This window comes from Balneolaceae bacterium, assembly GCA_034521495.1.
Taxonomy (GTDB): Bacteria; Bacteroidota; Rhodothermia; order Balneolales; family Balneolaceae; genus Rhodohalobacter.
The window spans coordinates 25493-37899 of the sequence record JAXHMK010000016.1 but is presented as its reverse complement, the minus strand read 5'-3'; the positions used below and the strand labels follow the sequence as shown (position 1 = coordinate 37899).

The following is a 12407-nucleotide window of genomic DNA, read 5'->3' as shown; positions in this document are numbered from 1 at the left end:
ATTAAAACAAAAAAAACAACGAACACATGATAAACAAAACAAATTTAATTCTATGTATGGCAGTGCTCTTTATTATTTCTTCGGGGATGATCTATAAAAGCATCGACTTGGAAAATAGATATGCACAATTGAACGTAAGGATTGAAAAAGACAGCGAGGATGTGTGGAGAGTTCGAGATCTCAATGGCAACAGCAGAGGAACGCTTAATGCTGCATCGAATGACCGGGTTCAATGGCAAAATCGGAGTGAAGGTGAGGTAGTATTTACTTTTTCTGAGGATATTGAAGATTACTTTGAATTCAGTGGTAATCTTTTTGAAGATGGACGATCTCAGGTGGTTGGGAGAAATGGGAACCTTCGTGTAACGATTAAAGAAGATGCACCAAGGGGAGAGTTAATTTATGAGGTGTTTATAATAAGCGAAGGGAAGTTTGTCCAGGGAAATTCAGCCCCAAGGATGATCATTCAATAGAAAATAACTAAAAAACCCGGATAGACTTCGAGGTTTTTTAATCTAAAGTGCGAGCCGGGGGGATGACTTTCTAAGTTCTGAATTGACTACATCTTGTTTCTGAAGCATTATGGATCATCCCCCAGTGTCCCTTTCGAAAAAGAGGACACTTCAAGAAAAACGTAAAGTTAACCCAAAATTTTTGGAATGTATTGATAACCCGTGGGTTCTGCCCCGAGGCAGTACATCTTTAAAAGTGATATTTCAGAGGGCTTTGCAAAACCGTGGTTATTGGTCAATCTGAACTCGATTCAGATTCTCTATTCGTCTTTATAGCCTGTATCTGGAGATCCTGAATCCACCGGAGGGATCCCGATGAGAAAGTTCAGGATGACGGTCAGAGCTTTGCAAAGCCTTCTTCTTTTTTGTTAAAGACTACCCGAAAAGTGATGATATATTTTAAAGTGAAAGGGGGATTTATTTGTCCATATATATTAAAATATTTTATATCGTAGTTAGTTTTTTTAATAACCAAAAAATAATCAGTAACATATAGTCGAATTTAAAGTATAGAGAGACATATATTTTAAATCTAAACTTTCGGATTGGTGTAAAAAATGGCATCCAGTTTTTTGCATTACGATATTACAAAAAAGATAGGTGAAGGAGGGATGGGTGTTGTGTATTTGGCACAAGACACACGCCTGAATCGAAAAGTAGCACTCAAATTCCTGCCGAAACACATATCAAAAGATCAATCCAAACATGATCGTTTTCGGGTTGAAGCCCAGGCTGCGGCAGGTTTAAACCACCGAAACATAGCCCAGGTATATGCCATTGAGGAGGCAAATGGAGAGTTATGTATCGTTTTAGAATATGTAAAGGGGGATGAGCTTAAGGATGTAATTGATGAAAATAAACTGACGCCTGAAGACAAGATTGAAATTGCCATTGATATTGCCGAAGGGATTAAGGCAGCTCATGAAAAAGGGATCGTCCACAGGGATATCAAATCCAGGAATATTATGGTCAATTCCTCGAACAAGGTAAAGATCATGGATTTTGGCCTGGCACGATTGGAGGGGAGTGATCAGCCCGCCAGCAGTGATACAACGGCCGGTACTACGGCGTATATGTCGCCGGAACAATTGCGCGGAAATGAAGCAGACAACCGTTCAGATATATGGTCATACGGAGTGGTTCTCTACGAACTGTTTACCGGTGCACTGCCTTTCCAGGGGATGCACGAAGCGGCCATTATGTACTCCATTACAGAGGAGGAGCCGTTATCTATCGACTCCGATAATTCAGACATTCCGGAGTTTATACGGCAGATCATAAACCGGTGTCTGGAGAAAAATCCGGAGGATCGTTACCAGCAGATGTCCGACGTTTTAGATGACATAAAGGAGGGGCGAAAATCCGGAAGTGAATCCACGAAGGAGCAGGAGACAATTTCACTAAAAAGAAATACTTACTTAATAATCAGTGCTGCGGTGTTTACCGTTCTGCTCACCCTGTTCATCTTTTGGTGGAATAATGAGTTTGAGTTATTGGGGAATGTTCCACAGAAAAAACATTTGGCTGTTTTACCCATTGAAAATATAAGTGATGATCCGAACCTGGAATCTATTTCCGCCGGGCTGACCGAAACACTTTCCTTTAGGTTATCAGATCTTGAACAGTATGAAAATGAGTATTGGGTTACACCGGCCAGCGAAATTAGAAGTGCAAATGTAGCAAGTGCTTCCCAAGCTAATGAAATGTTTGGAGTAAACCTGGCGATACACTCTACTATTCAAACCATTCAGGACTCAACGCGGCTTATACTCGAACTTATTGATGCCGATAATATTGTAAGGATAGAAACTGAACAGGTAACAGTTTCATCCCGAAACCTGGCGCAACTGGAGAAAGAAAGCGTTCAGGCTATGTTGAATATGCTACAGATAGAAGTACAACCGGTGATGGTTGAGACAATCAGTCGAGGAGAGCCCAATAATCCCGATGCATACGAATTTTACCTGAAAGGCAGAGCAAGTCTCCAGGAACCGGCAAATCTTGAGATGATTGACGATGCCGTTCAACATTTTGAGAATGCTCTGGACATAGATCCAGAATTTGCACTGGCATACGCTGGATTAGGCGAAGCATATTGGAGAAAATTCGTGATCAACCAAAATGTTGAGTTGGTTGATCAAGCAAAGGCCGCACTCAATAAAGCTCAGTCTATCGATGAAAATTTACCAGCTGTACAATTTACGATGGGGCTTATTGAGTATGGGCAAGGTAATTATGAAGCTGCGATCAGGTATTTTGAAAATGCACTTAAACTCGATCCGGAGTATACGGAAGCATACAGTCGTCTGATGGCCAATGCTTATAACATTGATCGGGAGAATCCGAAAGAGGCATTGAAATTTATGAAGAGATTATTGAATCGAAAACCTGAGTATTGGATAGGTTACAATGCGATCTGGCAATTTATCATTTGATGAGAATCAAAATTGGGATAGGCGATTGAAAATTTTAAAAAAGCTATTGAAATTAACTTCTCAAAATAGTTCAGTCTTATTCGAATCTTGGAGTAGCATATTTTCAAAAGAATGAGATAGACAGTGCCAGGATCATGTTTGAACGATCGATGGCGATTGACGAAAATCCTCTTACGGCTAGCAATCTTGGCACTTATTTATTTCAGAAATGGTAACTATACTGAAGCTGCCGATATGTACGAATTAGTGCTTGAGAATGAGGCATTCAGAAACCGATATGAGATTTGGGCAAATTATGCGGCATGCAGTTGAGTGGAGCGAAGAGAACATGATGGGGAGGAAGAATTATACCAAACAGCTATTGATAAAGCAGAGGAACAGCTTAAAGTTAATCAGCTGAAGATGCTGTTACTTTCATCTAACATCGCTTTATATCATTCTGACTTGAATAATAGAGAAACAAGCACTTGAATATATAGATCAGAGCACTTGACTCAAAATCAGGAAAATCTATAATGTTAATTGTAAATGCGATTAGTACATATGAAAACTTGGGCATGCGCAGATGAAGCATTGAAATGGGTTCGGGCTGAACATATATCTCATATCGAATGGCTGCCGGATTTACAGATCTATGACACAAAGATCCAGAATATATAGAATTGAAAAAGAGCTTTTAAAGAAAGAATGCTGATAGAATCTTTCCTAAAACGAGAGTACTAACACTAAATCAAACTAATATTATGAGTAATAAAAACAAAGATGTCGTAATCAATTAGTAAAATCAGTCTTGTAGTGACATTAATTGATGTACTTCCTGTATCCAACTAAAGTATGAATAAGAAGATAACTTTGGTGAAGAAGGTACAAGCAAGAACGATGGAAATGGAGAAGATAGAATGAGACCTAAAGTGGCTAAATATGCGGAACGGTCATGGAAAGTGGAGATACCAAATGGAGGATAGTTGTTGGTACACTGGTTTTGAGACCGGGTGATGAAGTTTCCTGGAATGCCGATAAATCGGATATGTTATTTGGATTACCTGTAGATATGAATGATTACTTCGAACTGAATGAGGGCAATTTACGAAAACAAAAGAATCTCCCAAATGGCCTGAAATTGAGAGTAATACGCCTTCAGATGTAAGAAAAGTTCAACCTTTAGCCGCTGGCGATTCGCTTACTTTAAAGGTTAAGGAGGATGCATAGGAAGCCAGGATTGATTATGATATTTATGTTGATGGAAGCAGAGGAATTTGTTGTTGGTAACTCACCCCAACATTAATTATTCAAAGACCTTATCGAATGTAACTTAATTTTGGAGCTTTATACGCGAGGTTAAGTAAGTACAGCCTCAACAAAATTTTCCAGCTTTTTTGGGTCTAACTTACCGTTGGTGCGAACTCCGCTGCAAATGTCCACACCAAAAGGTTGAACGGCATCGAGGGCTTGCTTTACATTCTCTGCATTCAAACCGCCGGCAAGGAAAATGGGAATAGGAGATTGCTCAACAATTTTCCGGCTGATCTCCCAATTGTGGGTCCGGCCGGTGCCGCCCAGCTCTTTCACTTCCAGGTTGGGATTCCCGCTATCAAGCAAAAGGAGGTCCGCTTTTTCGGCGTAGAATAACGCTTCATCAACTGATTCTTCATTTGCTATATGTATAACCTGAACGCGTTTTATATTGGATAACTCTTTTTCCAGATACTCGTGAGTTCCATCTTCCGGCCGATCTACAACTTGAATGGTATTTGTTTGTGTTCTTTTATGATGTTCATATATAGCTTTCCCGGATGTCTCACTTGTTAAAAGAAATGTTGCGATGGTTGTGGAAACTGTATTTGCAATTTCTTTTATGAGTTTGTCATCAATCGGGCCCGGCCCGCTGGGCATTTTTCCAACCAATCCTATAGCAGACGCTCCAACATTGAGGGCCATTTTGGCTTCTTTTTTTGAAGAGATGCAGCAAATCTTAATTTGTGGCTTCATAGGTAATTTGTCCATCCAGGGTGTATAAAAGATAAAGAATGATCGATATTTCTTTTTTACAATTCAGTTTTTCTTAAAAATAATAACGTATCAGTGTTGTGAGAAATCTGTATGTAGTATTGGTTTTAATGATCTGGCTTAGCGGCTGCAATATTTTTGAAGCGGATTCTGCAGAGTCCGTCGTCAGAGATTTTGATGTAGTAAACGCTGAAATAGAATCTGCTGGAGAATATATCTATAATGTTGGTCCCTTGGGGGATGAAGAACAGGTGTCCATCAAGGAAGACAGACCGAATGCTTCCGTTAGTGAGCTTTTTTATGATTTTGACGGAACCGCAGTTGTAAAATATCGTTACCGACCAGAAACAGGTTTTTCCGGCAAGGATACGATTGTTCTGGAAGTCCGGCGCGGATCAGATGGCGAAACTAAAAACACCGATATCTATTACATGGTGATAAATTTGAATATCAGGGAATAGTTTTTAATCAAATAATCTAAAATATGACAAATGCAAAGCGTCCGCGGAAAGGAATGATACTTTTAACTGCACTTTCAATTCTACTTGCAATTCCTCTGAGCGTTTTTTCACAGGAGAGCATCCAAAATCTTGAGCCCGAAAACTATTTTGACTTTTGGGTTGGCAAATGGGAAGTACACTGGGAGGAGGGAGATGGCATGGGGCGCGGAACCAATCACATTGAAAAAATCCTGGACGGAAATGTGATACAGGAAAATTTCAGGATATTAGAAGGACAAAATTCCGGTTTTAAGGGGACCAGCATCTCAGTTTATCAACCCAAATTTGAACGCTGGAAACAGGCTTGGGCAGATAATAACGGGGGATATTTTGATTTCACAGGCAAAATAGATGGAGAAAAACGGATTTTTCAGACAGAGATATTTGAACGAGAAGATGGAAGTAAATTTACACAGCGAATGGTGTTTTATGATATCACAGAACATTCTATGACCTGGGATTGGGAATCATCGACCGATGGAGGGAAGACATGGAGCGCTGAACTGGCGGATTTTTTATGAGAGAATGGATGAGTAAAGCATGAAGTATTTTTAAATCTTTAAGATCATTCTCAATCTTTGAGAAACTCATATGAGCCTGGAAAGTGTAACGCTCCCCAGCCCCGATACTGGTTTCCTCACCGGTTCAGATTTAAAATCAGCGCTGAACGTCTGTTTTGTAAATATCATCTTTAAAGAATTCTGGGATAATCCTCCGGCGTTCCTGGAGCGCCGTATTCTGTATCGTCAACAATTAAGAGCATACCAACACCGTCAACCGCTGGTGAGCCGCCCCATTCAAGAGTTCCGAACCGATTTCGATTTGAATATCCTTATCGGCGTTTACATTTGTACTGGAGCATGCAGAATGTAAAAGAGGCCATTAACAATAAAGACATATAATGATTGCAGGATCGGAAAAGTTTTTTTGATTTCATAAAGATGTTTTTTGTGATGCAATCCTGTTTTTAATAGGCATAAGAAGAAGTAGAATATCTATACAGTACAGTATAGAACGAATCAATCAAGGGTCTTCATCCATTCATAGACTCGCTCTGTCCATCCTTCAAGACGATCATGTCCGATTGCCAACGCAAATCCATGCCCGCCTTTGGGATAGATGTGCATCTCCGGGTGATGTCCTTTTTCTTTAAGTGCCTTATAAAACATCAGGCTGTTCTCTACGGGAACGGCATCATCATCCGTTGCATGCAGTAGAAATGTGGGGGAGTATCTTCGGTGACTTGCGCCTCATTCGAATAGTATTCAACCATCTCGTCGCTGGGATTTTCACCCAGTAAATTATTTCGTGAACCGTGGTGGGTGTACGGTTCTTTCATAGTGATAACCGGGTAGATCAAAATCATAAAATCCGGGCGGGCACTGAGTGTATTGATGGAATCAGATGCGACACTGTCTTCATGATTGTAATGTGTTCCCAGGGTAGAGGCCAGGTGTCCGCCGGCTGAGAAGCCCATCACACCAATTTCATCTTTCGACAAATTCCATTTTTCAGCATTCGCCCGAACGGTACGCAAGGCTCGTTTTGCATCCTGGAGAGGAGCTTCATTCGGTTCAACCACAGAATCGGAAATCGGCAGCCGGTATTTCAATACAAAAGCGGCAATGCCTTTGGAGTTAAACCATTTGGCAAAGTCCGTTCCTTCCCAGTCGTAGGCAAGTCCCCGGTAGCCACCGCCGGGCAGAATGACAACAGCTCTGACCTGTTGAGCTTGATCCTTGGCCGGAAGATAGATCTCCAGAGTTGGGGTTCTGAACCTGTTCAATCCATAAGATTCTGTCGGTTTCATGGATTTCGGTTGTTTCTGTTTCTTGTGAATTCGGGATGCCATCAGGCCAGAGAGGAATAACTTCTTGAGCATTTAAGCCATTTACAATAAAGATAAGAACTAACAGCAGAGATAATTTTTTTGGGGTATTCGTTTTTGAGTTGATGAGTTCTGAGTTTATGGGTTGAAGAATTAATAAATATGAATGACTGACTCAATAGCGTATTTATACGTTGAGCGAGACGTTTGCATCATCTAAGATTAAGAATATAATAAAACTTCAGAACTCACTAACTCACCAACTCAAAAACTTATCATTTCTACCTTTGAGGAAGCACATACATATCCTTCCCAAACTGTTCCAGGTCCCGGCTGTCTTTAAAAAATTCTCCGTTGAAGGGAACCGGCTGAACTAATTGTTTAGCAACGGGCTCGCCTGAAATCAGTTCAAGAGCTCTTGCGAGAAGCGGATCTTGTTCATCACCGAGGGGAGGAAGGTTGTCCAGATAATCAATTTCGCGGATGAAGTTGTTACCCATGGGAATAAAACCTTCTCCGTTTGATTCGTCAATTGGTGTTTCTGATCTTCAGCACAATTGGTTGAATAGCATTTTTATGATCCGGATTTGCATTGTCGCGATTAGTATAAGGTGCGCCATCTTGTGTATCATAAAGTGTTAGAGAAGCATCATCTTTTCCAACCGTTTGTCGGCCAATTAATGTTACGTCCATAAAAGGATTTAATCCATTGATGACCGCTTCGCTGGCTGATGCCGTTCCAAAACCTGTAAGTACAAAGAGCCTGTCAATGGAGAGAGAATTCATTTCTATCCGATCTACGATATTAAAATTTTCATCAATAATGAGTACCTCCTCCAAAAATGGAACTGTATCATTCTCATCAGATCGCTTGGCATTATGGGTAAATACGGCAAAATCTTCGTTTTCGCCCAAACCCGATATCATGCTGGCAAGTGTGGCGCTTGTAATTACAGCCCCACCGCCATTATAGCGGAGATCTAACACGAGTTCATCAATACCTTCAGAAATAAAATTTCCGAAAACATTATTTAGATTTTCGTGAGAATTTGTTTGAAAGGAGTTGTAAAGCAGATATCCAACTTTAGAGCTGCCCGTATCGATCACTTTGGAGATGTTGATTGGATTTTCGGTTATTTCTGTGGAACTGACAGATACTGTTTCACCGGTTTCTGAGATTGTACCCTCAATAGACTCTGCCATTGTCAGCTCATACGTACTGTTGGCCAAAAGAGAACGAAAATTATTAACTGTTAAAGCTGTACCGTTAATACCTGTAAAAATATCTCCCCGTGTTAAGCCGGCATCATCAGCCGGTGTGCCATCAAGAACATACTGTACATAACCGTAAATGTTATTGCTTTGACTGCTGGTTTGAACGAGTCCATACTCAAATCCAAAATCCTGAGAAATGCCCTGGCGGCTTTGTCGAAACTCTACATAATCATCAATAAAAAAGGAGAAATCATCTTCTCCGATGCCTTCACCAAAATTTTCCGGAGTAAAATAACAGATCCTCAAATACACCTTCGGCATCCTGAAAGCCGATCAAATAATCGTGGTAGGCTTGGTCATTCTTAAAGAATGCTTTATTATCGACTAATTTGGGAACATCGGCTTGCCAAAAATACCAATAATTCAATGCCTCCCAGACAAACTGTTTCTGGGATGGAGCCTTATCGATTTTATCTTTGCAACTTGAAAAAATGATAAGTGTAAGACTCAAATAAAGGAGAATAGAAAAACCTTTTTTCATAGGAAATATTTATTAAAATCTATTGATGATTCTGGCGTTGTATTCTAAAAATTGTATACACATAAAATAAAACTTATGAGATCAACATTTATTACGATTGTATCATTTTTTTTACTTCTGTTTGGATGTTCATCAGAGAAGAATCTCATGACTGATTATGATATTGAGATTATACAAGCTTCTTACAAACATTGGAGTGAAGCTCCGCCGGTGCAATCAGATGTTCGGGAAAGGGGTACCGACCTTGAATTAATTGTAGAAAACTGGCCGGAGGGAGCGGAACCGAGGCACATTATTTATCGAAAAATGAGATCGTTCCCGGTTGAAATAGTTGACAGTACTGAAACCGGCATGACGGTACAAGCGCGGATCATCAGAACCTCCGCCGTGATGAGTGAAACATCCGGAAGGGTTGAGCAGTCCGATCGATTGGTTTTTACATTGGCGGATGGTAAAATGGGCTATGTAGAAATTGATGAGTGGAGCAGGATGGAGGAGTAGAAACTCCACCTTAGAAAGAAGTGATATTTGAGCTCATCAATAAGAACACCCCTCTGAGTTTTTCAAGAACAGTTGAAAAACTCTGTCTCCCCTGAAAGGGAGACCTTCTTTCTCACCATTTCTCCAATCCCAGTAACTTCTTACCAAGCGCAGTTAATTCAGCTGTTTCAGCATGTTCCTGTTCCCACTTTCGGGGATCGCCGGGAAAAGCGTAACCTTGTGGGGCAATTCGATCTCTCCAGGATTTGATGCGCCATTCCCGTCAGCTCCTCATTTTCCTCTTCGGCGGGAGTCATGGACAGATATTGAGCGATTCGTGGCCGGTTTGAATGATTGGGCCGGATTCCGTGCGGAAGCATACTGTTAAATATCAACAAGTCCCCCGCTTTCATATTTACTTTCCTGATATCAAACCCGGAGATGTCGGGCTGAAACGGATCGCGGTCGTCGGGTTGATTTTTCACCCATTCATCAAAATTACGGTAAAGCTCAGGCACGCATTGGAATCCACCCGTTTTATCGTCGGTATCCGAAAGCGCAAGAACACCTTGTACATTTACCGGCAGTGGATCTTTGGATGTATCAATATCCCAGTGTATAAATCCTTCAAATTCATAGCCCTCTCTGACCGGAAAATTCAGGTTCACACGATCGATAGAAACCCACAAATTCTCCGTTCCCCAAATATCCACAAATGCGTTATACACTTTTGGATGCTGTCGGTTATTCCAAAGTGCCTGGTGATTATAAACCTCCACCATGCCGCTGTTTACCAGTTCTGTCATTTCGATCTCACGGCGAGGCGGACGATACCAGGTTTCGGGATGGTCGGGGTCTTTTTCCTCAAACGTCCAGATCAGCTCTTTCGTTGCTTCTACATTTTCTTCGGGTACCGCATCAGAAATAATCACATATCCATTCTCTTGCCAAAATGTCCAGTCATCTTCAGAGAGAACCCGAAGAGATTCATTGTTGTCTCGTTGATTAAACGAACGCTCCAGATCGTAGGAGACTCCTGCATTTCCGGGTTGTTTTTCTGATTTTTTCATAGACAAAGTAATTATTAGGATTGAAATAGAATCTGCAAAAACAGATTCAAACTTCCAAAGATGCTCATCTGTCGGGTTTAAACGGGAGAAGTAAAATTCAATTTGATAAAACCTGCTGTTAGAATCAGGTAGAGCAGAGCCGGAAGTCCAAACAGAATCCATGATTCTGCACTAAAAACATATTTAATTAATCCCAAACCGGTGGCTAAATGGAAAACCAAATTTCCAAGGAGCAAAGGTTTCCCATAGATACCGCCAATTGTTATCCCTCGGCTCATATAGTTAATGATGGCAATTCCAATCAGGGCTGAACCTAAAATCTGCATTAACGCGAGGTCTGCCGTGTTCATCTCCGTAGTGCCGATAAATTGACCCGTTTCCTGGGGTAAAAATGTGATGGCAATTCCAAGTATTGCGTTTATAATTGCACTCGAAATCAATACGATTTTGCTAAGATTCTTCATGCATCCGATCTTTTGATTAAAATGTTTTGTAAAGTGTATAAAAAATTTATCAGCATTTTCAAGGATTTGTCACTTCTTTTTGAACTCTTGAAAGAAGATCACTGCAATTGTAATAATGGTGATCGGTACAACGAAGTAGAACAAAATGGTACTAAAAGCTGAAAGGAGTTCATGCTGAGTTGCATTGAGAATCAAATATGTTGTGTAGGCGATATAATATCCAAGAAACAGAGCGCCTTCCCACCGGTTTATAGTTCCCCCGGTGAAAAAGATGGGCAGACAGGCCACTGATACAGCTATCAATAGTGGAATTTCTAAACCAATAGCCACTTCAGATACGAAAATTCCGGCCGGCGCCAAAACACTCGAAATTCCAAGCACACCCAGGATATTAAAGATGTTGCTGCCCACGACATTTCCCACTGCAATATCGCGCTCGCCCCGAATAGCGGCAATAATGGATGTTACCACCTCTGGCATGGATGTACCTGCAGCTACGATCGTTAGCCCAATGATGAGTTCACTAATCCCAAGATTCTCTGCAAACGTAACAGCACTGTTTACAAGCCACCGCGAACCAAAAATCAAAAGTATGAGCCCCACAGCCACGTAGGTACTATTTAAAACCCATTTTACTTTCTCAGGCGTGGTTTCTGATTGTTTATTTTCAGTTTGGCTTTTATCCCTGAGGCTAAAATATGTCAGGATGCCGATGTAAGCCACAAGTCCGATCACGAGCATCCATCCATCAAAGCCGCTAATTAATTGATCTAACGATATCAACAACACTCCTATAGATAGAAAGATCATGATGGGCACATCAAACCGTATGAGCTGTTTGGAAACAAATAATGGCGTGATGATGGACGAAAGCCCGAGAATAAAAAGTATGTTGAACATATTGCTTCCCAGAACATTTCCGAGAGCAATGTCTGCCTGTCCAGTGATAGTTGATTTGATGCTCACAGCCAATTCCGGCGAACTGGTACCAAATGCTACAACGGTTAGTCCAATAATAAGCGGCGAAATACCAAGCCCCGAGGCAATTTTTGAAGCACCACGAACCAATATTTCGGCCCCGATAATGAGGAAAGCTAATCCCAGGATGAATAATAAGATTGTCATTGAAGGCTATGAATGATTGTTTGAATATGTGATTTGATATCGCAGAATCATACGATTTTTGATTCAATTATTTTAGCAGATTTTTTACCGCTAAAAAAGAATATATAAATTGAACGTTGATTCAATCAAACGATGATACTTCAGTTATCAACCATTGTAGAAGGCTTTGCAAAACCGAGGGTATGCGTCAATCTGAACTCGATTCAGATTCTCCATTCGCCTTTATAGCC

Annotated in this window: 16 protein-coding genes; 7 read left to right on the top strand and 9 right to left on the bottom strand. The window is 40.8% G+C overall.

Going from position 1 to position 12407, the window contains the following annotated elements:
• Positions 1-56: 56 nt before the first annotated feature.
• The 3 genes from U5K72_15475 (at position 57) to U5K72_15465 (ending at position 4094) form a co-directional block, all read left to right on the top strand.
• Positions 57-473 carry a hypothetical protein gene (locus tag U5K72_15475; protein ID MDZ7720215.1) on the top strand — a complete coding sequence of 139 codons (417 nt, stop codon included), beginning with the start codon at positions 57-59 and terminating at the stop codon, positions 471-473.
• A 596-nt stretch (positions 474-1069) separates the two neighbouring features.
• A complete protein-coding gene (locus U5K72_15470) occupies positions 1070-2947 on the top strand; it encodes a protein kinase (protein ID MDZ7720214.1) in 1878 nt (625 codons plus the stop codon).
• Between the two features lie 934 nt (positions 2948-3881).
• Positions 3882-4094 carry a hypothetical protein gene (locus U5K72_15465; protein ID MDZ7720213.1) on the top strand — a complete coding sequence of 71 codons (213 nt, stop codon included), beginning with the start codon at positions 3882-3884 and terminating at the stop codon, positions 4092-4094.
• 191 nt (positions 4095-4285) lie between these two features.
• Here the strand turns inward: U5K72_15465 and U5K72_15460 are convergent, their stop codons facing one another.
• Positions 4286-4936 carry a phosphoribosylanthranilate isomerase gene (locus U5K72_15460; GenBank protein MDZ7720212.1) on the bottom strand — a complete coding sequence of 217 codons (651 nt, stop codon included), beginning with the start codon at positions 4934-4936 and terminating at the stop codon, positions 4286-4288.
• 98 nt (positions 4937-5034) lie between these two features.
• On the opposite strand from U5K72_15460, the gene U5K72_15455 reads away from it, so the two are divergent.
• From U5K72_15455 to U5K72_15445, 3 genes are all read left to right on the top strand, one after another.
• Entirely contained in the window at positions 5035-5415 is a 381-nt protein-coding gene (locus U5K72_15455; GenBank protein ID MDZ7720211.1) for a hypothetical protein, read from the top strand.
• Positions 5416-5438: 23 nt separating this feature from the next.
• Positions 5439-5975: a hypothetical protein gene (locus U5K72_15450; protein ID MDZ7720210.1), complete on the top strand. Its 537-nt coding sequence runs from the start codon at positions 5439-5441 to the stop codon at positions 5973-5975.
• 70 nt (positions 5976-6045) lie between these two features.
• Positions 6046-6327, top strand: a complete 282-nt coding sequence (locus U5K72_15445; protein ID MDZ7720209.1) for a hypothetical protein — start codon at positions 6046-6048, stop codon at positions 6325-6327.
• A gap of 146 nt (positions 6328-6473) precedes the next feature.
• Here the strand turns inward: U5K72_15445 and U5K72_15440 are convergent, their stop codons facing one another.
• The 5 genes from U5K72_15440 to U5K72_15420 form a co-directional block, all read right to left on the bottom strand.
• Positions 6474-6668, bottom strand: coding sequence for a prolyl oligopeptidase family serine peptidase (locus U5K72_15440; protein MDZ7720208.1), 195 nt, complete (start codon positions 6666-6668; stop codon positions 6474-6476).
• Positions 6635-7264 carry an alpha/beta hydrolase gene (locus U5K72_15435; GenBank protein ID MDZ7720207.1) on the bottom strand — a complete coding sequence of 210 codons (630 nt, stop codon included), beginning with the start codon at positions 7262-7264 and terminating at the stop codon, positions 6635-6637. The genes U5K72_15440 and U5K72_15435 overlap by 34 nt, the downstream gene beginning before the upstream one ends.
• Positions 7265-7563: 299 nt before the next feature.
• Complete coding sequence (locus U5K72_15430) at positions 7564-7782, bottom strand: hypothetical protein (protein ID MDZ7720206.1); 219 nt, start codon at positions 7780-7782, stop codon at positions 7564-7566.
• Between the two features lie 28 nt (positions 7783-7810).
• On the bottom strand, positions 7811-8818 hold the full coding sequence (locus tag U5K72_15425; protein MDZ7720205.1) for a S41 family peptidase: 1008 nt from the start codon (positions 8816-8818) through the stop codon (positions 7811-7813).
• Positions 8766-9038, bottom strand: a complete 273-nt coding sequence (locus U5K72_15420) for a hypothetical protein (protein ID MDZ7720204.1) — start codon at positions 9036-9038, stop codon at positions 8766-8768. Before U5K72_15420 ends, U5K72_15425 begins: the two co-directional genes overlap by 53 nt.
• A gap of 75 nt (positions 9039-9113) precedes the next feature.
• Between U5K72_15420 and U5K72_15415 the strand changes: the two genes are divergently transcribed.
• Complete coding sequence (locus U5K72_15415; protein MDZ7720203.1) at positions 9114-9539, top strand: hypothetical protein; 426 nt, start codon at positions 9114-9116, stop codon at positions 9537-9539.
• Positions 9540-9706: 167 nt separating this feature from the next.
• Here the strand turns inward: U5K72_15415 and U5K72_15410 are convergent, their stop codons facing one another.
• The 3 genes from U5K72_15410 to U5K72_15400 all read right to left on the bottom strand — a co-directional run bounded on the left by U5K72_15410 (position 9707) and on the right by U5K72_15400 (position 12177).
• On the bottom strand, positions 9707-10588 hold the full coding sequence (locus U5K72_15410) for a phytanoyl-CoA dioxygenase family protein (GenBank protein MDZ7720202.1): 882 nt from the start codon (positions 10586-10588) through the stop codon (positions 9707-9709).
• Positions 10589-10665: 77 nt separating this feature from the next.
• Positions 10666-11052, bottom strand: a complete 387-nt coding sequence (locus U5K72_15405; protein MDZ7720201.1) for a hypothetical protein — start codon at positions 11050-11052, stop codon at positions 10666-10668.
• 69 nt (positions 11053-11121) lie between these two features.
• On the bottom strand, positions 11122-12177 hold the full coding sequence (locus U5K72_15400; GenBank protein MDZ7720200.1) for a calcium/sodium antiporter: 1056 nt from the start codon (positions 12175-12177) through the stop codon (positions 11122-11124).
• Positions 12178-12407 lie beyond the last annotated feature (230 nt).